21 protein-coding genes and 1 pseudogene are annotated in these 21,814 nt (G+C 67.3%); 20 read left to right on the forward strand and 2 right to left on the reverse strand.

The window, feature by feature from the left end; genetic code table 11:
- A partial coding sequence (locus tag AC04L7_RS00840) for a WCX domain-containing protein (protein ID WP_475512380.1) occupies nucleotides 1-191 on the forward strand: 191 nt, incomplete at its 5' end.
- 115 nt (nucleotides 192-306) lie between these two features.
- Here AC04L7_RS00840 and AC04L7_RS00845 read toward each other — a convergent pair.
- Entirely contained in the window at nucleotides 307-891 is a 585-nt protein-coding gene (locus tag AC04L7_RS00845; RefSeq protein WP_299344299.1) for a lipocalin family protein, read from the reverse strand.
- A 142-nt stretch (nucleotides 892-1,033) separates the two neighbouring features.
- Between AC04L7_RS00845 and AC04L7_RS00850 the strand changes: the two genes are divergently transcribed.
- The 13 genes from AC04L7_RS00850 (at nucleotide 1,034) to AC04L7_RS00910 (ending at nucleotide 13,548) form a co-directional block, all read left to right on the forward strand.
- Nucleotides 1,034-1,348: a hypothetical protein gene (locus AC04L7_RS00850; protein ID WP_435996565.1), complete on the forward strand. Its 315-nt coding sequence runs from the start codon at nucleotides 1,034-1,036 to the stop codon at nucleotides 1,346-1,348.
- A gap of 76 nt (nucleotides 1,349-1,424) precedes the next feature.
- On the forward strand, nucleotides 1,425-3,530 hold the full coding sequence (locus AC04L7_RS00855) for a prolyl oligopeptidase family serine peptidase (protein ID WP_435996567.1): 2,106 nt from the start codon (nucleotides 1,425-1,427) through the stop codon (nucleotides 3,528-3,530).
- Nucleotides 3,531-3,595: 65 nt separating this feature from the next.
- Nucleotides 3,596-5,767, forward strand: coding sequence for a S9 family peptidase (locus AC04L7_RS00860; RefSeq protein WP_435996569.1), 2,172 nt, complete (start codon nucleotides 3,596-3,598; stop codon nucleotides 5,765-5,767).
- A 252-nt stretch (nucleotides 5,768-6,019) separates the two neighbouring features.
- Nucleotides 6,020-6,424: a YbaN family protein gene (locus AC04L7_RS00865; protein WP_435996571.1), complete on the forward strand. Its 405-nt coding sequence runs from the start codon at nucleotides 6,020-6,022 to the stop codon at nucleotides 6,422-6,424.
- A 40-nt stretch (nucleotides 6,425-6,464) separates the two neighbouring features.
- Nucleotides 6,465-6,674 carry an LPS translocon maturation chaperone LptM gene (gene lptM, locus AC04L7_RS00870; protein WP_435996573.1) on the forward strand — a complete coding sequence of 70 codons (210 nt, stop codon included), beginning with the start codon at nucleotides 6,465-6,467 and terminating at the stop codon, nucleotides 6,672-6,674.
- A complete protein-coding gene (gene dapF / locus AC04L7_RS00875; RefSeq protein WP_475512381.1) occupies nucleotides 6,667-7,530 on the forward strand; it encodes a diaminopimelate epimerase in 864 nt (287 codons plus the stop codon). The genes lptM and dapF overlap by 8 nt, the downstream gene beginning before the upstream one ends.
- Entirely contained in the window at nucleotides 7,527-8,201 is a 675-nt protein-coding gene (locus tag AC04L7_RS00880; protein WP_299344317.1) for a DUF484 family protein, read from the forward strand. The genes dapF and AC04L7_RS00880 overlap by 4 nt, the downstream gene beginning before the upstream one ends.
- A gap of 41 nt (nucleotides 8,202-8,242) precedes the next feature.
- Nucleotides 8,243-9,121, forward strand: a complete 879-nt coding sequence (gene xerC / locus AC04L7_RS00885; RefSeq protein WP_296279237.1) for a tyrosine recombinase XerC — start codon at nucleotides 8,243-8,245, stop codon at nucleotides 9,119-9,121.
- Between the two features lie 185 nt (nucleotides 9,122-9,306).
- Complete coding sequence (hslV, locus tag AC04L7_RS00890) at nucleotides 9,307-9,858, forward strand: ATP-dependent protease subunit HslV (protein WP_056879246.1); 552 nt, start codon at nucleotides 9,307-9,309, stop codon at nucleotides 9,856-9,858.
- Between the two features lie 38 nt (nucleotides 9,859-9,896).
- Nucleotides 9,897-11,288: an ATP-dependent protease ATPase subunit HslU gene (hslU, locus tag AC04L7_RS00895; RefSeq protein ID WP_435996579.1), complete on the forward strand. Its 1,392-nt coding sequence runs from the start codon at nucleotides 9,897-9,899 to the stop codon at nucleotides 11,286-11,288.
- A gap of 95 nt (nucleotides 11,289-11,383) precedes the next feature.
- Complete coding sequence (locus AC04L7_RS00900; RefSeq protein ID WP_435996581.1) at nucleotides 11,384-11,722, forward strand: zinc ribbon domain-containing protein YjdM; 339 nt, start codon at nucleotides 11,384-11,386, stop codon at nucleotides 11,720-11,722.
- A 43-nt stretch (nucleotides 11,723-11,765) separates the two neighbouring features.
- A complete protein-coding gene (locus AC04L7_RS00905; RefSeq protein WP_435996583.1) occupies nucleotides 11,766-13,082 on the forward strand; it encodes a DoxX-like family protein in 1,317 nt (438 codons plus the stop codon).
- A 1-nt stretch (nucleotide 13,083) separates the two neighbouring features.
- Entirely contained in the window at nucleotides 13,084-13,548 is a 465-nt protein-coding gene (locus AC04L7_RS00910) for a DUF2269 family protein (RefSeq protein ID WP_435996585.1), read from the forward strand.
- Nucleotides 13,549-13,565: 17 nt separating this feature from the next.
- Here the strand turns inward: AC04L7_RS00910 and AC04L7_RS00915 are convergent, their stop codons facing one another.
- Nucleotides 13,566-14,021 carry a nucleoside deaminase gene (locus tag AC04L7_RS00915; protein WP_435996587.1) on the reverse strand — a complete coding sequence of 152 codons (456 nt, stop codon included), beginning with the start codon at nucleotides 14,019-14,021 and terminating at the stop codon, nucleotides 13,566-13,568.
- Nucleotides 14,022-14,160: 139 nt separating this feature from the next.
- Between AC04L7_RS00915 and AC04L7_RS00920 the strand changes: the two genes are divergently transcribed.
- The 6 genes and pseudogenes from AC04L7_RS00920 to AC04L7_RS00945 form a co-directional block, all read left to right on the forward strand.
- On the forward strand, nucleotides 14,161-15,783 hold the full coding sequence (locus AC04L7_RS00920; RefSeq protein ID WP_435996589.1) for a metallopeptidase domain-containing protein: 1,623 nt from the start codon (nucleotides 14,161-14,163) through the stop codon (nucleotides 15,781-15,783).
- Between the two features lie 296 nt (nucleotides 15,784-16,079).
- Nucleotides 16,080-17,699, forward strand: coding sequence for a metallopeptidase domain-containing protein (locus AC04L7_RS00925; protein WP_435996591.1), 1,620 nt, complete (start codon nucleotides 16,080-16,082; stop codon nucleotides 17,697-17,699).
- Nucleotides 17,700-17,788: 89 nt separating this feature from the next.
- A complete protein-coding gene (gene ubiE, locus AC04L7_RS00930; RefSeq protein WP_296279245.1) occupies nucleotides 17,789-18,550 on the forward strand; it encodes a bifunctional demethylmenaquinone methyltransferase/2-methoxy-6-polyprenyl-1,4-benzoquinol methylase UbiE in 762 nt (253 codons plus the stop codon).
- Between the two features lie 191 nt (nucleotides 18,551-18,741).
- Complete coding sequence (locus AC04L7_RS00935) at nucleotides 18,742-20,655, forward strand: M1 family metallopeptidase (protein WP_435996593.1); 1,914 nt, start codon at nucleotides 18,742-18,744, stop codon at nucleotides 20,653-20,655.
- A 15-nt stretch (nucleotides 20,656-20,670) separates the two neighbouring features.
- A complete protein-coding gene (locus AC04L7_RS00940; RefSeq protein WP_435996595.1) occupies nucleotides 20,671-21,636 on the forward strand; it encodes an alpha/beta fold hydrolase in 966 nt (321 codons plus the stop codon).
- Nucleotides 21,633-21,814 (forward strand): annotated as a pseudogene (locus AC04L7_RS00945) (hypothetical protein); the annotation flags it as partial. The gene AC04L7_RS00940 and the pseudogene AC04L7_RS00945, both read left to right, overlap by 4 nt.

The following is a 21,814-nucleotide window of genomic DNA, read 5'->3' on the forward strand; positions in this document are numbered from 1 at the left end:
ACTCGAAGCAACAGGGCCGGCACCTGCCGGATGGCCGTTACGAACTGAAGATCCCCTACAGCGTCTCTCGCGAGCTGCTGATGGACATCCTGCATTACGGCGCCGATGCCGAGATCGTCGAGCCTGCCGTGCTGCGCGAGCAGGCGAAGGCACTGCTGGAGCTGGCCCTGTCGAACTACGAGAAGAAGTAACGCCGCAGGTGATACGGGCGTGGGAGCGAAGTAAGTCGCGACCACCTTCCGGATGGACTGAAAAACTTCGCGACTTGCGTTGCTCGCACGTGAGCGGTTTCCCTCGATCCGCTCGTCACGGCTCCTTCGGCGCTCCGAACCCCGGCGTCCCCACCTGATCCGGCACCTGCGGCACGCGTACCAGCTGGCGCGCATTGATGCCATGGTCACGCGCTTTCCTGACCAGCTCCTGGTAGGTGGCATCATCCATGGTGGCGTCCCGCGCGAGGATCCAGCCCATGTCGCGGCCGGGATAGTCCGCCATCACCCAGGAGTAGTCCGGCGCCACCTCGACGATGCGCCACTTGGCCGGCACGACGCCGACGAACCAGAGGGTCCATTCGCGGTTGCCGCTGTCTTTCTTCACCGATGCACGTGCATCGCGCTGTTGCTCGGGCGCGTCGAAGCTTTCCCGGTAGTGGTAGGCCACGGCGACCTTGTCCGTGTCGCGCAGTGCGTACTCGTACCGCGCCGCCACGTGGCCACGCTCGGCAAAGTACGGGATGTGCGCGATCACGCGCCACGTACCCATGAGGCGCGGCAGGTCGATGGCCGCGGGATCCTCCCTGACTGCGCCACGATGCCCGCAACCGGCGACCACGAAGAGCAGGCACGCGGACAGGACGAAGCGGGCGGCACGGGAAAACAAAAGCATGGGCATGTGGAACTCCGTTCTCCCCGTCATACGGACACGCTAGCCATCAGGATGCGACGGAGATGTTAACCGCTGATGTCGCAACGCGTGAGATGGACCTGCGCGACTGTGACGTCCAGCCGACATCACGTCACAGGAGTTCATCGCCATGTCCTTCGTTTCCTCCGTCTCTTCCGTCGCGGCATCGTCCGACCGTCCCGATGCGACGCTGGATCGCATGCTGCGCAGGCTGGTCCTGACCGGCGTGGCGCTGGTACTGCTGCTGCCGCTGGCGCGCGCCAGCACCGACGCGCTGGGTTGGCTGCCGTTGTGGCTGGTGGGGATGCCCACCGTGGCATGGTGGGCCCTGCACCGGTTCAGGTTGCCGGGGCTTGCTGCCGTCGCAGCGTCATCGCGGCGTCGTCGCGGTCCGCAGGCGCGCCGGCTGCGATCCGCGCCAGCGCGTCTGTCCCGGGCGGCCTGACCTTCGGCAGGGGGTGGCCTCCGGGCCTTGTGCTAGCGTGACATGTTCATGAACTGCACCTCCGGAGCCACCCCTCATGCCCAGACTCACCCACGCCTGCCTGGCCGCCGGCCTCGCTGTAGCGGGCGCCCTGTCCGCCCCCGCGCACGCCAAGGAGGCTGACGTGTCCAACGACCCGTATGCCTGGCTGGAAGACGTCGAGGGCCAGAAACAGCTCGACTGGGTGAAGGGCGTCAATGCCAAGGCCGAGGCCGAGATCGCCTCGACCCCGGCCTTCAAGCAGCTGGAAGCGGACATCCGCGCCATCCTCGATTCCGACGCCAAGATCCCCGGCGTGCAGAAGATCGGCGACTACTACTACAACTTCTGGAAGGACCAGCAGCACGAGCGCGGCCTGTGGCGGCGCACCACCCTGGCCGAGTACCGCAAGGCCCAGCCGCAGTGGGAGACCGTGCTCGACCTGGACGCGCTGAACAAGGCCGAGGGCAAGAACTGGGTCTGGCACGGCGCCGACTGCCGCAAGCCCGACTACGCGCGCTGCCTGATCGCGCTGTCGCGCGGCGGGGCCGATGCCGATGAGACCCGCGAGTTCGACCTGACCAACAAGAAATTCCTGGCCGACGGGTTCTACCGTCCCGAAGCCAAGGGCGCGCTGGGCTGGAAGGACGCCGACACCGTCTACGTCTACACCGACTTCGGTGCGGGCAGCATGACCAGCTCGGGCTACCCGCGCATCGTCAAGGAGTGGAAGCGCGGCACGCCGCTGGACAGCGCGAAGGTCGTCTACGAAGGCAAGCCGGACGACATGTACATCGCCGCGTACCACGACGACACGCCGGGCTTCCAGCGCGATTTCGTCAGCCGCACGCTGGCGTTCTACAACGACGAGCTCTACCTCCGTCGCGCCGACGGCACGCTGGCCAAGGTCGACGCGCCGAACTCCGCCAACAAGGGCGTGTTCCGCGAGTGGCTGACGCTGGAACTGCGCGAGCGGTGGACCGTCGGTGGCAAGACCTATGCGGCAGGCTCGCTGCTGGCAGCGAAGTTCGACGACTTCATGGCCGGCAAGCGCACGTTCGACGTGCTCTTCGAACCGACCCCGACGACCTCGCTCGCCGGCATGTCGGTCACCAGGAACCACGTCGTGCTGAACGTGCTGGACGACGTCAAGAACAAGCTCAGCATCCTGACGCCGTCGGCGACGGGGTGGAAGACCAGCGCCTTCACCGGCGCGCCGGGCTTCGGCACCATCAGTGTCAGTGCGGTCGACAGCGACGACAGCGATGCGGTGTGGATGACCGTCACCGACTACCTGACCCCGACCACGCTGTCGCTGGTCGAACTGGGCCAGCAGCCGGAACAGCTGAAGTCGATGCCGGCCTTCTTCGATGCCTCGGGCAAGAAGATCGAACAGCACTTCGCCACGTCCAAGGACGGCACCAAGATTCCGTACTTCCTCGTGCGCCCGGACAACCTGAAGTACGACGGCAGCACGCCGACGCTGCTGTACGGTTACGGCGGCTTCGAGATCTCGATGACCCCGGGTTACTCCGGCGGTGTCGGCAAGGGCTGGCTGGAGAAGGGCGGCGTGTACGCGGTCGCCAACATCCGTGGCGGTGGCGAGTACGGTCCGCGCTGGCACCAGGCGGCGCTGAAGGCCAATCGCCACAAGGCCTATGAGGACTTCGCGGCGGTCGCGCAGGACCTGATCGCCCGCAAGATCACCTCGCCGAAGCACCTGGGCATCCAGGGCGGCAGCAACGGCGGCCTGCTGACCGGCAACATGCTCACGCAATACCCGGAACTGTTCGGTGCGGTGGTGGTGCAGGTCCCGCTGCTGGACATGAAGCGCTACAGCCACCTGCTGGCCGGTGCGTCGTGGATGGCCGAGTACGGCAATCCCGACACGTCCGACTGGGAGTTCATCAAGACCTTCTCGCCGTACCACCTGTTCGACGCGAAGAAGGACTATCCGCCGACCCTGTTCATGACCTCGACGCGCGATGACCGCGTGCATCCCGGCCATGCCCGCAAGATGGCGGCCATGATGCTGGACGCCGGCAAGGACGTGCGCTACTACGAAAACATCGAGGGTGGCCATGGCGGCGCGGCGAACAACGCCCAGGCCGCGCACATGAGCGCGTTGGCCTACACCTTCCTCTGGCAACAACTGTCCAAGTAAGTGCCTGGCGCCCCTCCCTCGCGGAGGGGCGCTGCCATTGCAACCCGCAATCCCGGACCCCATCCATGAAGCCGACTTCCTTCCTGCTTGCCGCGACCGTCCTGATGAGCACACCGATCACCTCCGCGCTTGCCGCCAGCGCCACCCCGCCCGACGTGGCCAAGAAGCCGCACGTGGTGAAGGCGCCCCACGGTGCCGAGCGCAACGACGAGTATTACTGGCTGCGCGACGACAAGCGCGAGAACAAGGAGATGCTGGCGTACCTCAACGCCGAGAACGCCTACACCGACGCGGTGATGGCGCCGTTGAAGCCGCTGGAGGACAAGCTGTACGACGAGGTCGTCGCCCGCATCAAGCAGGACGATGCGAGCGTGCCTTACCGCGAGCGCGGCTGGTGGTATTACGCGCGCTTCGTGACCGGCAAGGACTATCCGGTGCATGCGCGCCGCAAGGACGCCCCGGGCATGGATGCGGTCTCCATCCAGAAGGCCAACGAGGCCGGCGATTTCGCCGGCGAGCAGGTGCTGCTGGACGTCAATGCGCTGGGCGCCGGCAAGGACTACTACAACGTCGGCGACTACGAGGTCAGCCAGGACAACCGCCTGCTCGCCTACGCCGACGATACCAATGGCCGCCGCCAGTACACGATCCGCTTCAAGAACCTGGACACCGGTGAACTCCTGCCGGATACGGTCACCAACGCCGAACCGAACCTGGTGTGGTCGGACGACGGCCGCACGCTGTTCTACGTCGACAAGGACCCCGAGACCCTGCTCAGCAAACGGGTGAAGTCGCATGTGCTGGGCACGCCGGCCAGCCAGGACTCGCTGGTCTACGAAGAAGAAGACGACAGCTTCTACATGGGCATCGGCCGCAGCCGCGACGACAAGTTCATCTGCATCAGCGTCGAGAGCACCGTGTCGTCCGAGATGCGCTGCACGCCGGCCGCGAGCCCGGGCGTGTTCACCGTGCTGGCCCCGCGCGAGCGCGATGTGGAATACCAAGCCGACCACCTCGGCGACCGTTGGGTTATCCGCACGAATGCCGATGGCGCGACCAACTTCAAGATCGTGACCGCGCCGACCGATTCGACCTCGCGCAAGGACTGGAAGGACTGGATCGCGCACCGCAATGACGTGTTCGTCGAGGGCTTCGAACTGTTCGACGGTTTCAGCGTGGTGGCCGAACGCGCCAATGCGCTGGAGAGCCTGCGCGTGATCAAGGCAGACGGCAGCAGCGACTACGTCAAGGCCGACGAGCCGGCGTACTCGATGGGGCTGTCGGCCAATCCGGAAACCGGCACCGACTGGCTGCGTTACAGCTACACGTCGATGACCACGCCGGCGACGACCTACGAGATCAACACCAAGACCGGCGAGCGCCGCCAGCTGAAGCAGCAGCCCGTGCCCGGCTACGACGCCTCGAAGTACGTGACCGAGCGCGTGTGGGCACCGGCCCGCGACGGCAAGACGAAAATCCCGGTGACGCTGGTGTACCGCAAGGACGTCGCCCGCGACGGCAAGGCGCCGATGCTGCAGTACGCCTACGGCAGCTATGGCGCGTCGATGGATCCGAACTTCAGCATCACCAACGTCAGCCTGCTGGACCGGGGCGTGGTCTACGCGCTTGCCCATATCCGCGGCGGCCAGGAAATGGGCCGCGCGTGGTACGACGACGGCAAGCTCTACAACAAGGTCAACACCTTCACCGATTTCATCGATGTCACCGACTACCTGGTGAAGGAAGGCTATGCCGCCAAGGACCGCGTGGCCGCGATGGGCGGCAGCGCCGGTGGCCTGCTGATGGGCGCGGTGTCGAACATGGCGCCCGAGAAGTACAAGGTCATCCTGACCTTGGTGCCGTTCGTCGACGTCGTCACGACGATGCTGGACCCCACCATTCCGCTGACCACCAATGAGTACGACGAGTGGGGCAATCCGGAAGAGAAGGGCTACTACGACTACATCCTCACGTATTCGCCCTACGACAACCTGCAGGCCAAGGCCTATCCGGCGATGTTCGTCGGCACCGGCCTGTGGGATTCGCAGGTGCAGTACTGGGAGCCGGCCAAGTACGTCGCCCGCCTGCGCGACCTGAACACCAGCAAGAATACGGTCGTGTTCCGCACCAACATGGAAGCCGGCCACGGCGGCAAGTCCGGCCGTTTCCGCCAGTATCGCGAGCGCGCGGAGATGTACGCCTTCATGCTCGACCAGCTGGGCGTGGCGTCGAAGTAAGCCGCCATGCGAGCACGAAGAAAGCCGGGGCAACCCGGCTTTTTTCTTTTTCACGGCCAGCCGATGAGCGGCGCTCCAGTGTTGCGGCCCTCCCGCCGATAACCCGGGGAGAACAGCAGCGGAACGGAGAGGTGGGCCATGGCGAGGTGGGGCGCGGTCGTCCGCTGCGCGCACGTCGTGTTCGCGCCATCGGCGGCGGATTTGGGGTACAAGGGCGCGGTGCCCGATACGTCTTCCCCCAGACCCCGCGATATGCCCGATCCCAGGCCCGCCCGGTTCCGCTGGGCTTGGTGGCTGCTGGCGTACGCCAGCCTGGGCATGGGCATCCTCGGCGTGTTCGTGCCCGGGTTGCCGACGACGGTCTTCATCCTGATCGCGGCCTATGCGGCCTCGCGCGGTTCGGACCGGTTGCATCGTTACCTGGTCACGCACCCGCGTTTCGGCCCGATGATCCACGACTGGCACCTGCATCGCGCGGTGTCGCGGCGCGCCAAGTGGGCGGCGACGTGGGCGATGCTCGCCTGTGCCGCCCTCCTGGTCACGCTGATGCTGTGGACCGGATCGCACCGGTGGTGGATGGTCGCGCTTCCCCTTGCGTGCATGGCCACGGTCGACGCATGGCTGTGGCGGCGTCCCGAGCCACCACGCCCCGACTGAGCGTCCACCGCATTCATCGGGCTGTGGCTATACTCGCGCCATGAACCGGAATGTCCGCCTTGTCCTTGCCGCCGCCGTGATGGCGGTCCTCTCCGCCTGCGGTGCCAAGGGCCCGCTGTTCATGCCGGAGAAGCCGGTCGAAGAAGCGCCCGTGGCCCCCGCCGACGCCGTGCCGCCTGCGACCGATGGCGTCCCCGCCGACCCGCCGATCGACCCCGCGACGGTGCCCGCCACCGACGGGAATGGCTGAGTCGACGCACGCGCGGAGCACGTCGATGCGTTTCACCAAGATGCATGGGGCCGGCAACGACTTCGTCGTACTGGACCTGCGCGACGGCCTGCCGCCCCCGGATGCCGCGCTGGCCGCATCGCYCGCCGATCGTCACCGCGGCGTGGGCTGCGACCAGATCCTGACCATCGAACCCCCTCGCAGCGCCGGCGCGGTCGCGGCCTACCGCATCTGGAATGCGGACGGCTCGCCTTCCCAGCAATGCGGCAACGGGGCGCGCTGCGTGGCGGCATGGCTGGTGCGCGATGGCGCTGCAGGTGACGTGGTCTTCCAGGTCGACAGCCCCGTGGCAGCGCACGCGGTGGAGCGCCTCGCCGATGATCGCTATGCGGTTGCGATGGGCGTCCCCGAGTTCGTGCCGGCGCGCATTCCCCTCCGCGGCTTCGACGACGCGCGCGCCGAGTACGACGCGGATGTGGACGAAGGCGTGCGGGTACGCTTCGGCGCGGTGTCGATGGGCAACCCACACGCGGTGATCGAGGTCCCGTCCGTCGATGCCGCCCCGGTGCTGCACTACGGCCCCTTGCTGCAACGCTCGTGGCACTTCCCGGAATCGGTCAACGTCGGGTTCGCCGAAGTGGTCGCGCGCGATCGCGTAGGCCTGCGCGTGTACGAGCGCGGCGTGGGCGAGACCCTGGCCTGCGGCAGCGGCGCCTGTGCGGCCGCGGCCGTGCTGATCCGTCGAGGTCGCGTGGATCGCGACGTCGCCATCGTGCTGCCGGGTGGCGAGCTCCGCATCCGCTGGCCGTCCGACGACGCGCAGGTCATCATGTCCGGGCCGGCGGCATTCGTATTCGAAGGGGAATGGAAAGCATGAGCGAGACACTCGAAAAACTGGGCGCCCACGAGGTCGCAGCGTGGCTGCGTCGCCACCCGACTTTCCTGAAGCAGTTCCCCGACCTCGCGCTGAGCATGGTGGTACCGCGCGACGAAGGCCCCACGGCGTCGCTGGCCAGCTATCAGCTGGAAGTCTTGCGCGACAAGAACCGCGAGTTGTCCAAGCGCCTCGGCGACCTGTTCGCCAATGCACAGGAAAACGAGCGCCTGGCCGTGCGCACGCACCAGCTGGCGCTCACGCTCATGAAACAGAACACCGCGGCCGACACCGTGCGCGCGATGGCGGCGTCGCTGGCCGAAGACTTCAACGGCGACCGCGTCAGCATCGTGCTGCTGCAGCCAGTGGCCGGGCTGGACGAAGGCGAGTGGCTGCAGGTCATCCCGGCCGACAACCCGCACATGGCCCCTTTCCGCGACTGCCTGCGCGACGGCGAGCCGATCTGCGGGCGCCTGCAACCTGAGAAGCATGTGCTGCTGTATGGCGCGCGCGCGGAAGAAGTGGCGTCCTCGGCGCTGCTGCCCTTGCCCGGCATCGGCCTGGTCGCCGTCGGCAGCCGCGATGGCAACCGTTTCTACCCCGGCATGGGCACGCTGTTCCTGCGCATGATGGGCGAGACGCTGGTGACGGCGCTGAAGCGGTTCGATGGTTGAGCGCGCGCTGACGCCCGTTGCGGGAATGACGGACCACCGGAATGTACGCAGTCGCCGACTTCCTTGCCCATCTCGAGGTCGAGCGCCGCGTCTCTGCGCATACGCTGGACGCGTACCGGCGTGACCTCGCCGCGTTGACGGAATGGGCACAGGCCCAGGGCATTGCCCACCTGGTGGAGGTGCATGCGGAGCAGCTGCGCACGTTCGTCGCCAGCGAGCACCGTCGTGGGTTGTCGCCGAAAAGCCTGCAGCGGCGGCTCTCGGCGTGTCGCAGCTACTACCAGTGGCTGTTGAAACATGGCCGCGTGGCCGCGAGTCCCGCCGCAGCGCTGCGCGCACCCAAGGCGCCGCGCAAGCTGCCGCAGGTGCTCGATGCCGACGAGGCCGTCCGGTTGGTCGAGGTGCCGACCGATGCACCCCTGGGCAAGCGCGACCGCGCACTGCTCGAACTCTTCTATTCGTCCGGCTTGCGCTTGAGCGAGCTGTGCGCCCTGCGGTGGCGCGACCTGGACATGGCCGGTGGCATGGTCACCGTGCTGGGCAAGGGCAGCAAGGAGCGCAAGGTGCCGGTCGGCTCGCATGCGCGCAACGCGCTGGCCGAATGGCGACAGGAGCGACCGTCCGGCAACGAGGGCTTCGTCTTCCCCGGCCGTGCCGAGGGTCCCCTTTCGCAACGCGCCGTGCAGATCCGCATCAAGCAGCTGGCGCAGCGGCAAGGCCTGTTCAAGCACGTACACCCGCACATGCTGCGTCACAGTTTCGCCAGCCACATCCTCGAATCCTCGGGTGACCTGCGTGGCGTGCAGGAGCTGCTGGGCCACGCCGACATCGCGACCACGCAGATCTACACGCACCTGGACTTCCAGCACCTGGCCAAGGTCTACGACGCTGCGCATCCGCGGGCCAAGCGCAAGAAATAGGAAAGCCGTAGAGCCGTAGGCTGGGATGGAGCAACGCGTAATCCCAGCGCGTGCCTCCGACATCGCCGGGTTGCTGGGATTGCGCTTCGCTCCATCCCAGCCTACGGCCCCGGGTTGCTTCCAAAGGCCATGCTTGAACCGCGGAGCGGCGTCCCCACCTCTGGGGGAACACCCCGGAGGCCTCCATGGACCCCAGCCAGAATCCGAACGTCTTCCACGCCACCACCATCCTGTCCGTGCGCCGCAACGGGCATGTCGCCGTCGCGGGCGATGGCCAGGTGACGCTGGGCCACACGGTCATGAAAGGCAACGCGCGCAAGGTGCGCCGGCTCGGTCGCGATGGCCAGGTGCTGGCGGGTTTCGCCGGCGCCGCGGCGGATGCGTTCACGCTGTTCGAACTGTTCGAGGCCAAGCTGGAGAAGCACGGCCAGCTGACACGCGCGGCCGTGGAATTGGCGAAGGACTGGCGTACCGAGCGCCGCCTGGGCAAGCTCGAAGCGCTGCTCGCCGTCGCCGACAAGGAAACCTCGCTGATCATCAGTGGCACCGGCGACGTCATCGAGCCGGAGGACGGCATCATCGCCATCGGCTCGGGCGGTTCCTACGCGTTGTCCGCCGCGCGCGCGCTGCTCGCCCACACCGAGCTCGATGCGAAGTCCATCGCCGTCGAGTCGCTGAACATCGCCGGCGACATCTGCATCTACACCAACCGCAACGTGGTGGTCGAAGAGCTCTGAGCTCCGACGCCCGCTCGCATCCCAACGACTACATCGCCATGACAGAAAACACTTCATCCACGATGACCCCGCGCGAGATCGTGCAGGAACTCGACCGTCATATCGTCGGCCAGCACGCGGCCAAGCGCGCGGTGGCCATCGCGCTGCGAAACCGCTGGCGCCGCATGCAGCTGGACACCAGCCTGCGCAACGAGGTGATGCCGAAGAACATCCTGCTGATCGGCCCCACCGGCGTCGGCAAGACCGAGATCGCGCGGCGCCTGGCGACGCTGGCGAATGCGCCATTCGTGAAGGTGGAAGCCACACGCTTCACCGAAGTCGGTTACGTGGGCAAGGACGTCGAGCAGATCGTCCGCGACCTCGCCGATACCGCGGTGAAGATGTACCGCGAGCAGGCCAAGGCGCGCATGCGCACCCAGGCCGAGGAGCGTGCGGAAGACCGCATCCTCGACGCGCTGCTGCCGCGTCGCGAGGGCGCCGGCGGCGGGTTCGGCTTCGGCGCGAACACCGCCACCACCACCGTCGACATCGGCGCGGAACCGTCGTCGAAGGAATCCGAGACCCGGCAGAAGCTGCGCCGCCAGCTGCGCAATGGCGACCTGGACGAGCGCGAGATCGAACTCGAGCTCTCCGCCAACGTCGGCGTCGACATCATGACCCCGCCGGGCATGGAGGAGATGGGCCAGCAACTGCGCCAGATGTTCTCCAACCTGGGCGGCAGCAAGACCCACAAGCGCACCGTGACGATCAAGGCGGCGCGCCCGCAGCTGGTCGAAGAGGAAGCCGGCAAGCTGGTCAACGAGGACGACATCCGTGCGGCCGCGATCGAGGCCTGCGAGCAGCACGGCATCGTCTTCATCGACGAAATCGACAAGGTCGCCAAGCGCAGCGGCAACGTCGGCGGCGCCGATGTCAGCCGCGAGGGCGTGCAGCGCGACCTGCTGCCGCTGGTGGAAGGCAGCAACGTGTCGACCAAATACGGCACGGTGAAGACGGACCACATCCTGTTCATCGCGTCCGGCGCGTTCCACCTGGCCAAGCCGAGCGACCTGATCCCGGAGCTGCAGGGTCGTTTCCCGATCCGCGTCGAGCTGTCGGCACTGAGCAAGGACGACTTCATCCGCATCCTCACCGAGCCGAAGGCGGCGCTCAGCAAGCAATACGTGGAACTGATGAAGACCGAAGGCGTCGCGTTGCGTTTCAGCGATGATGCGATCGACCGTCTCGCCGAGATCGCCGCGCTGGTCAACGAGCGCCAGGAGAACATCGGCGCGCGCCGCCTGCATACGGTGCTGGAGCGCCTGCTGGACACGCTGAGCTACGAGGCGCCCGACCGCGATGGCCAGAGCGTGGTCATCGATCGAGCCTACGTCGATGCGCATCTCGGCGAACTGGTGCAGGACCCCGACCTCAGCCGCTACATCCTCTGAGTCCCGAACCCGGCGCGAGGCGGGTTCTTCGTTTCTGGGGTGCAGGGGGGGCGTCGGTTACAATCGATGCATCCCCGCACTCCTTCTCCTTTCCCATGAGTACGCTGCCTCCTTGCCCGCAATGCGCTTCCGCCTACACCTACGAGGACGGCGTGCAGCTGGTGTGCCCGGAGTGCGGGCACGAATGGTCTGCCGATGCCGCCGGCGGCGGCGATGAAGCGCGTGTCATCAAGGACGCGAACGGCAACCTACTGCGGGACGGCGACACCGTCACCGTCATCAAGGACCTGAAGGTGAAAGGTTCGTCGCTGGTGGTGAAGGTCGGCACCAAGGTCAAGAACATCCGCCTGGTCGACGGCGACCACGACATCGACTGCAAGATCGATGGCATCGGCGCGATGAAGCTCAAGTCGGAGTTTGTGCGCAAGGCCTGACACCCGCGTTTCACATCATCCTCGACGGACACGGAACGACCGCATGCAAATCCCTTCGCAGGCATCTCCGGACGGCAAGGTACGAACGGTGCTGGTGGTGGGTGGTGCGGGGTTCATCGGTGGCTACCTGGTGGCGGCGCTGCGCCGCCATGGCTGGCGCGTCCTGCGGGCCGTGCGGCCGAAGGGAAATCGGCTCGCAGATGACGAACGCCCTTGCGACCTGCAGGCGATGCGGCTGCCGGAGGATTGGGTGCCGCTGCTGGACGGCGTGGAGGCGGTGGTCAACGCCGCAGGCATTCTCCGCGAGGAAGCGGGGCAGACCTTCGAGGTCGTGCACGTGGCCGCGCCGCTGGCGCTTGCGAAGGCCTGCGTGGCGCGCGGCATCAGGCGCTTCGTGCAGGTATCCGCTCTGGGCCTGCCCGAGGATGGGCCGTTCATCGCCTCCAAACATCGCTTCGACGAACAACTCGGCGGGCTCGCGCTGTCGTCCGTCGTGCTGCGTCCGTCGGTGGTCTATACGGTAAGCGGCTCCTACGGCGGAACCTCGCTGTTGCGTGCATTGGCGGGCTTTCCCGGCGCGCAATGGCTGCCGGGCGACGGTCGATGGCAGGTGCAGCCCGTTGCGGCGGAGGATCTGGGCGAACTGGTCGCGCGCGCGGCCGACGACACGGTCAGTGGGATTTACGAAGTGGGCGGCCCCACGCCGATGTCGTTGCGCGACTACCAGCAGCAATGGCGACGTTGGCTGCGCATTCCCGGAGAGCGCGTGGTGGCCGTGCCCGAGGCCTGCGTGTCGCTTGCCGTGGCGACGATGGAGGCGGTGGGCCGCGGACCGGTGGGACGGACGATGTGGCGCATGCTGCGAAGGGGCAATACCACCGCGCCGGATGCGACAGAGCGGCTGGAGGCCACTTTCGGCCTGCGGCCTCGCGCGCTCGCCGAGGCGCTGGGCCAGGCGCCCAGCCAGGTGCAGGATCGTTGGCAGGCGCAGCTCTACTTCCTCGCGCCCGCCTTGCGTTGGGCCGTGGTGGGCTTGTGGCTGCTGTCGGCGCTGGCCGGCTTCATCACGCCGGCGGCAGACATCCTGCGCCTCGCGGCGGATACGCCGCTGGCGGCCTGGGATCCGGTGATGCTGGCGCGCGTGGGTGGGGCGGCCGACTTGGTGCTCGGCCTCTGGTTGGCGAGTGGTTGGCGATCGCGGACCGCTGTCGGCGCGATGCTGCTCTTGTTGCTCGCCTACACGCTGGTGCTGGGCGGCCTGGTGCCTGCCTCGTGGTGGGACCCGCTGGGTGGCATGGCGAAGAATCTGGTGCTGCTGCCGGCGTTGGCGGTGCTGTGGGTCCTGACGGAGCGGCGCTGAGATGACCTACCTGTGGGTGAAGTGGATCCATATCCTCGCTTCGACGCTGCTGTTCGGCACCGGGCTGGGCATCGCGTTCTTCATGTGGCTCGCGCACCTGCGTAGCGATGCGCGCGTGATCGCCGCGACGGCGCGGACGGTGGTGATCGCCGATGCCTGCTTCACCGCGCCGGCGGTGGTCGTGCAGCTCGCCACGGGCATCTGGCTGACGCATCTGCTCGGCCTGCCGCTGGACGTCTTCTGGGTAAAGGCGGCGCTGATGCTGTTCTTCGTGATCGGCGCGTGCTGGTTGCCCGTGCTGTGGCTGCAGGTCCGCGCGCGCAATCTCGCCCAGCGTGCCGTTGCGGATGGCGCGCCGCTGCCGCCTGCGTATCACCGCGCCATGCGGTGGTGGTTCTGGCTGGGTTGGCCGGCCTTCCTCAGCGTCATCGCCATTTTCTGGCTGATGGTGATGAAACCCGCCTGATCCGGCGCCTGGCGGGCTCAGTCCTCGCCGATGTCCTCGTTCCACACTTCGGGGTTGGCGCGGATGTAGTCACCGAGCATCGTGATGCATTCCTCGCTCTGCAGATCAATGACCTGGACGCCGGACTCGCGCAGCCAGTAGATGCCGCCCTGGAACGTCACCGACTCCCCCACGACCACCGTGCCGATGTTGAACTGGCGCACCAGCCCGCTGCAGTACCAGCAAGGGGCCAGCGTGGTGACCATGATGGTGTCGCGGTAGCGGCGCTGGCGGCCGGCCTTGCGGAAGGCATCGGTTTCGCCGTGCACGGAAGGGTCGCCTTCCTGGACGCGGCGGTTGTGGCCGCAGCCCAGCAGTCGGCCGTCCTGGTGGTAGAGCGCGGCACCGATCGGGATGCCCCCTTCGGCCAGGCCCTGGCGGGCTTCGGCGATGGCGGTCTCGAGGAGGGCGCGATAGTCGGGCGTCGTGCTCATGGCGGCGTTGATCGGGGTGGTCGGGCGCGCAGCATCACATGGTGGAGAGTGTGATGCCACTCACGGCGTGCGTGCGCCGGACTGGTTAGAACACTCGACGTGCCGCGTGACGCGCACGGTGACCAGGGGAGTCGGGAGCGTGAAAAGGGGATTCAAGGACGTATCGCGCCGTGCCGTCGGGTTGGCGGTGGGGTTCCTGCTAGTGTTGTCGCAGGCAGCGGGTGTGAAGGCGCAGACGATCGAGCAGGGGTTGTTGCAACTGGAGTGGGGCGACCCGCCGCGCGCTTCCGCAGGACAGCCCCGGCTCGCGCCCCGCTTCAATGCCTCGTTGCTCAGGGACGACGGCAGCCGCATCGCGCTCGATCCCGCGCAGGCGAAGCTGGCCGCCGGCGATCTCTACGTACTGGCCAATCGCCGCGTCGCCGTGGCGTTCGCGCCGCAGGGTCGCGTGATGTCGTCCGCGCCCGCGATCCAAGCCATCGTGCCGGCGGACCGCGTCACCCAGTCCGCGCCGGTGCAGGGCGCCAGCGAGCGGGTGATGGCGGCCGCTCCCATCAGCGGGACCACGCGCTGGGTGACGCTGATGTGCAAGTTCAGCGACGTGGCAGAGGAGCAGAAGGACCAGGCGTTCTTCCAGTCGCAGTACGGCGAGGGCGTGGGCCAACTCGGGCACTACTGGCGCGAGGTGTCCTACAACAAGATCAACCTGACCGGCAGCACCGCGCATGGTTGGTACGTGCTGCCGAGCCCGCGCTCGACCTACGTCACCATGGTCGACGGCAAGGAGAAGGCGGATCTGAACAAGCTGTTCGCCGACTGCGCGTCCGCGGCGCCGGCGACGCTCGACCTGAGTACGCCGGTCGGCATCAACATGATGTTCAATGGCCTGCTCGATGGCTATGCGTGGGGCGGACAGAGCTGCGCGACGGTGCGCGGCGTGCGCCTGTGCAAGCGGGTCACCTGGAACCCCCCCTGGTCCTTCGGCAACCTCGCGCCGCTGGCGCACGAAATGGGGCATGGCTACGGTTTGCCGCACTCGGACAATTCCGATGGGGACGACGACACCTACGACAATCCCTGGGACGTCATGAGCGATGGCTGGTCCAACGCGGTGGGCGATGCGACCTATGGCACGCGCCCCAAGCACATCAACATCTTCCAGCGAAACCGGTTGAGCTGGGTCGATGCGCCGCGCCAGCGGGTCGTCATGCTCGGCGACCTGGCCACCCGCGACATCACGCTGGACTATGCGCACCTGGCGGCGTCGGCGAACGTGCAGATGCTGGTGCTTTCGCTGTCGCCCCAGCCCGATCCCTATGCGACGGTGGTCTACACGCTGGAAGCTCGCAAGCGCGAGGGCACGTACGAGGGCAGGCTCGCCGGCGATGCGGTGATCATCCACAAGATCGAACGTTCCGGTACCGCCTACAGTGTCGATGCCGACGTGCCGCCGGCCAACCGCTCGAACAACGAAGGCTCGATGTTCAAGGTGGGCGAGCGCTGGGTCACGCCCGATGCTTCCTACGCGGTCATGATCAAGGCGCAGACCGCCACCGGCTTCGTGGTGACCGTCGGCCCCGCGCGGGTATCGGGCGGGCCATTGCCCGCGCTGGTCAAGCCCGCCACGGTGTCGGCGTCATCGACACCCGCGTCCACCACCACGCCACCGGGGCGCGATGCCGCCGGGCGTGACGTGGCGCCCTCGCGATGCAGCGCGCGGCAGGGTGGAAGAACTGCCAACTGCAGCGTGCGCGAGCGCTGACGCGTAGGGGTTTCCCCTACGTGATGCGGATATCCCCGACGCGGCGCGCGACGGCGCCGATCGACGAAAAGCGAAGGCGGTTCGCGCGCGAATGCTGACCTGCATCRCAGTTCGGAACATCCGCGCGAGAAACATGCGTTCGTGCGGTTCCGCGCCCTCAAGACCTCGTGATTCCCGCCGACACCCGACCATGGCGGCGTCATTTCGACCCGCTTCCATGAATGGGGTCGCGCGTGGTCACAAACGGATCGGGCGACATCCGGCGAACGCGTTGCCGCGCACTGTTCGCCGTCGGAATGTCGATCATCGGATGCATCGTTCCGCATCTTCCGCTGCGTGCGGAGACGGTGGTGCAGGGAACGCTGCAGCTGCAGTGGGCGGATCCGCCGCGTGCATTGCCCGGTCGCGTCCAGGCGGCGCCGCACCTCGATGCGTGGCTCGACATGGGGCCAGGGCAGCGCCTGCGCCTGGACGTGGGGCAGGCCAAGCGTGCGGCGGGCGACCTCTACGCGCTGGCCAACCGCCGCGTAGCGGTGTCGTACGCCGCGCACGGCGACGTGGCCGCCGGCGCCAAGGTGATGGCGTCGGCCGGCGTCGCGCCGTCGATCAGCGCCATCGTGCCCACCGACACCCTGAAACCGCGAGCGCTCGCAGCCGGAGCCGACGGCCGCGTCATGGCGTCCGCGCCGATCCTGGGCGCAACGCGCTGGATCACGCTGATGTGCAAGTTCGCCGACATCGACGCCGAGCAGAAACCGCGCAGCTATTTCCAGGAACAGTACGGCACCGCGCCGGGCCAGCTGGGCCATTACTGGTCCGAAGTGTCGTACGGCCAGGTCAGCCTTGCCGGCAGTTCCGCGCATGGCTGGTACACGCTGCCGAAGCCGCGCTCCGCGTACCTGGCCGATGTCAATGGCAAGCAGAAGGCGCAGTTGTCCGAACTGTTCGCCGACTGTGCCGCGGCGGCTGATGCCGAGGTCGGGTTCGCGGGCATCCAGGGTGTCAACCTGATGTTCAATGGCGAGCTGGACGGCAATGCGTGGGGCGGCGGTGCCTGCACCACGCTGGATGGCGTCTACACGTGCACGCGCGTGACGTGGAGTCCGCCGTGGTCGTTCGCCAATCTCGCGCCGCTGGCACACGAGATGGGGCACGGCTACGGACTGCCGCATTCCAACAATTCCGACGGCGACAGCGACACGTACGACAATCCCTGGGACGTGATGAGCGACGCGTGGCGCAATGCGACCAGCGACGCCACGTACGGTCTGCTGCCCAAGCACCCGAACATGTACCAGCGCGAGCGCCTCGGCTGGCTGCCCGCCGCGCGCAAGCGCGTCGTGGCTGCCGACAATCGCGACACGATGGAGTTCGTGCTGGATGCCGGCAGCGTGTCGAAGACGGCCAACACGCAGCTGGTGGTGCTGGCCCTGCCTGCGCAGCCCGACCCCTACAGGACGGTCATCTACACGCTGGAGGCGCGCCGCCGTACCGGCACGTACGAGGCCAAGCTGGCGGGCGATGCCGTGATCATCCACAAGCTGGAAGACTACGGCATCGCCTACAGCGTCGATCGCGATACGCCGGCGGCCAACTATTCCAGCAACGAAGGATCGATGCTGAAGGTCGGTGGACGCTGGAATACGCCCGATGAACTGCACTGGGTGGAAGTGGTCTCCGCCACGGCCGACGGCTTCGTCGTGCGGATCGGGCCGAAGCCGCGCTCGATGAGTTCGCCGGCGCCGGTCCTGGTGCGTCCCGCGACGGTCGCGGCGTCCTCGCCGCCGGCGTCGCGTCCGGCACCGTCGGTCCCCACCCCGGCCGCGCGCGCGGCGACCCCGCCTCGCCGGCGCGCCTGCGACGCGCTGCCGTCGTTGTTGCGCGTGGCGCCCCTGTGCACCTGGATGGAACGCTGAGCCACGCGCGATCGCGCAACCGGGTGGGGCGCGCTGCACCGCCGCGTCGTGCGTGGGCGGCCGACGGCGGGTAGTGCGATAATCCGGCCATGAGCGAATCCCCCTACGAACGCGGTACCACCCATTTCGGCTTCCGCGACGTCGCCGCCAAGGACAAGCAGAAGCTGGTGGGCGAAGTCTTCACGTCGGTCGCCGGCAAGTACGACCTGATGAACGACCTGATGAGCCTCGGCATCCATCGGGTGTGGAAGCGCTACTTCGTCAGCACCTGCCAGGTGAAGCGTGGCGACCGCGTGCTCGACCTTGCGGGTGGCACGGGCGACATCGCGGCGTTGCTGAAGGATCGGGTGGGCGATACCGGCCAGATCATCCTGGGCGACATCAACGCCGGCATGTTGTCGGTGGGCCGCGACCGCATGACCGATCGCGGCGTGGTGCAGGGGCTGGAGTACGTGCAGTGCAACGCGGAAGCGCTGCCTTTCCCCGATGCGAGTTTCGACCTGGTCACCATCGCCTTCGGGCTGCGCAACGTGACCGACAAGGAAGCGGCGCTGCGCGACATGTACCGCGTGCTGAAGATCGGCGGGCAGGCGCGGGTGCTCGAGTTCTCCGAAGTCACCGTCGACTGGTTCAAGCCGGTCTACGATTTCCACTCGTTCAAGGTGCTGCCGAAGCTGGGGCAGTTGTTCGCGCAGGACGCCGGCAGTTACCAGTACCTCGCCGAGAGCATCCGCAAGCACCCGCCGCAGGCCGAACTGCAGGGCATGATGGATGCGGCCGGCTTCGCGCGGACCGGTTACAAGAACCTGTCCGCAGGCATCGTGGCCATCCATACCGGCTACAAGGTCTGAAAAAGGCGCCGAGTGCTCTGCAGAAGCGCCGCATGGGCGCGATGCTTTTCCGTCACCCCGATCGAGGGCATCGCGGGCATGGCCCGCTCCTGCAAGGCGCCACGGAGCAGGCGCCCGACGGCCAACGGCAAGGCAGCCCCGGCCCGGCGCGGTAAACTAGGCACTTCCCCCGTATCGCTGGAAGTCCCCTGATGCGTTCTCTGGCTTTGCTGTTGTCCTGCGCCGCCGTGCTGGCGGCCGGTTGTTCCAAGGAACCCGAACCCGCCCCCGTGGCCGCCACGCCCAAGCCCGCCGCCGCTGCGCCCGTCGACCACGACGAGCACTCCTACGCCGAGCCGCAGAAAGTGGCCATCGACGACCTGGCGCTGGACATCGCGGTCGATTTCGACGCCAAGACCATCGGCGGGACCGCCACCTACACGCTGGACTGGAAGGACAAGGCCGCTACCCGCCTGGTGCTGGACACGCGCGACCTGACCATCGCGAAGGTCGAGGGCGAGGCCAATGGCGCCTGGGCGCCGCTGCAGTACGCCCTGGCCCCGAAGGACGCGGTGCTGGGCAGCAAGCTGACCATCGAAACGCCGGCACGCAACGCCAAGGTCCGCGTCACCTACACCAGTTCGCCGGAGGCTTCGGGCCTGCAGTGGCTGACGCCGGAGATGACCGAGGGCAAGCAGCTGCCCTTCATGTTCAGCCAGTCGCAGCAGATCCATGCACGCAGCTGGGTCCCGCTGCAGGACACGCCGCAGGTGCGCTACACCTACAGCGCGCACGTGACCTCGCGCCCGGACGTGATGGTGCTGATGAGCGCTGACAACGATCCGGCCGCGGCGCGTGATGGCGACTACACCTTCAAGATGCCGCAGAAGATCCCGTCGTACCTGATGGCGATCGCCGCCGGCGACCTGGTCTTCAAGCCGATCTCCGCGCGCAGCGGCGTGTGGGCCGAGCCGGCGATGGTCGACAAGGCCACGAAGGAGTTCGAAGACACCGAGAAGATGATCGCCGCCACCGAGCAGCTGTACGGCCCCTACCGCTGGGACCGCTACGACATGCTGGTGCTGCCGCCGTCGTTCCCGTACGGCGGCATGGAAAACCCGCGCCTGAGCTTCATCACCCCGACCGTGATCGTCGGCGACAAGACGCTGGTCTCGCTGATCGCGCACGAGCTGGCGCACAGCTGGTCGGGCAACCTGGTGACGTTCTCCAGCGCCAAGCATGGCTGGCTCAACGAAGGCTTCACCAGCTACGTCGAGAACCGCATCGTCGAAGCGCTGTACGGCAAGGAGACGTCCAGCATGGAGTACTCCATCGCCCGCAACAGCCTGAAGAAGGAAATCGGCACGATGCCGGAGGCGACGCAGTCGCTGGCGGTCAAGCCGGGCACGACGCTGGATGCGGATGATGCACTCAGCGCGGTCTCGTACGACAAGGGCGCCTGGTTCCTGCAGTTCCTCGAGGAGCGCTTTGGTCGCCAGGAGTTCGACGCCTTCCTGCGCGGCTACTTCGACCACTTCGCATTCCAGAGCATCACCACCGAACAGTTCCTCGACTACGCGAAGAAGAACCTGTTCGACAAGCATCCCAACCTGGTCACCGATGCCGAAATCCAGGCGTGGGTGTACGGCACGGGCATTCCGGCCAACGCACCGCAGGTGCAGTCGCGCGGCTTCTCCAACACCGATACCGCGCGCATCGCCTGGCAGGGCAGCGGCCAACTGCCCAATCCCCAGCTGACCAGCGGATGGGTCACCCAGCAATGGGTGCATTTCCTCGAAGGCATGGGCGAGAAGCTGACCGTCGAACAGCTCAAGCAGTTGGACGACGCCTACCACTTCACCGGCACCGCCAACGGCGAGATCGCGATGCGCTGGTACCCGCTGACCATCCGCAGCGGCTACGTCGAGGCGCGTCCGGAGATCGCCCGGTTCATCGAGCGCGTAGGACGTCGCAAGCTGATCATGCCGATCTACGAGGAACTGGTGAAGACGCCCGAAGGCTTGGCGCTGGCCAAGGAGAGCTTCGCGCGTGCCAGGCCGGGGTACCACCCGATCACGACCGGATCGGTCGAGGCCTTGCTGGCGAAGGCATCCGCGGCGCCCTGACGCATGAGGCGTCGCGTGCCCCGCGCATGGACGGCCGCCCTGGGGGTGGCCGTTCTTGTTTGCGCGCTGGCGCTGTGGACGTGGCGTGATCCGATGGCACCGCTGCGCGTGGGCATGGCCGCGGAGGGATGGTGGATCGGCCTGTCCGAGCATCGCGTCGTGGTCGGCGACCACCGCTGGGCGTACGACGAACGGGAGGCGGAGGCACCTGCAGCGCCCACCGTGGTGATGGTGCATGGGTTCACCGGCAGCAAGGAGAACTGGTATCCGCTGGCGGAGCGGTTGGGCGGGCACTACCGCCTGGTCATTCCCGATCTGCCGGGGTGGGGCGAAAGCCAGCGACGGGGCGGTGCCGATTACGGTTTCAAGGCGCAGGCCGCGCGACTGGCGGCATTCCTGCGGGAGATCCGCCGCGATGGCAGTCCGATCGTGCTGCTGGGGCATTCGATGGGCGGTGGCATCGTCGCGATCACCGCGGCCGATCATCCTGACCTCGTGGCGCGGCTCGGCCTGATCGACGCGGCGGGCGTGCGGTTCAAGGACAACACGTTCGGTATCGACGTGCTGGCGGGCGGGAATCCTTTCGCGGTCCACGATGCGGCATCGCTGCAGCGCTATCTGGACACGGTCTTCCACGACCGCACGACGCAACCCGCCATTCCCTGGCCCGCCTCGCAGGCGGTGATCGACTGGCGCATCGCACAGGCGCCGTTCGAACAGCGCGTGCTCGACCGCATAGGGCGCAGCGACGAGCGCTTCCTGCCCGGCGAGCGTGCGGCGCTGATCCGCCAGCCCGCCCTGTTGCTGTGGTGCCGGCAGGACCGCGTGATCGATCCCAGCGCGATGGTCCTTTACGCCGCAAAGATGCCGCAGGCGATCCAGGTTTCACTGGACGGTTGCGGCCATATGTCCATCATGGAAAAACCCGACGACGTGGCGGCCGCGGTCGCCCTGTTGATCCAGCGAGGCATCTCCCGATGAAGAAGAACACGACATCCCTCCTGTTGCTGGCCCTCACGTGTGCGCTGGCGACGTCCGGTTGCGGCGACCGCGAGGCCGAACGCGCCGCCGCGGCGGCGGCCGAGGCCGCCGCCGTCGAGCAGCAGGCGGACGAACTGGCGAAGAAGTACGACAGCGCCGTGGCCGCCAGCGACTGGGA

The organism is Pseudoxanthomonas sp. LjRoot204_2 (assembly GCF_056175765.1).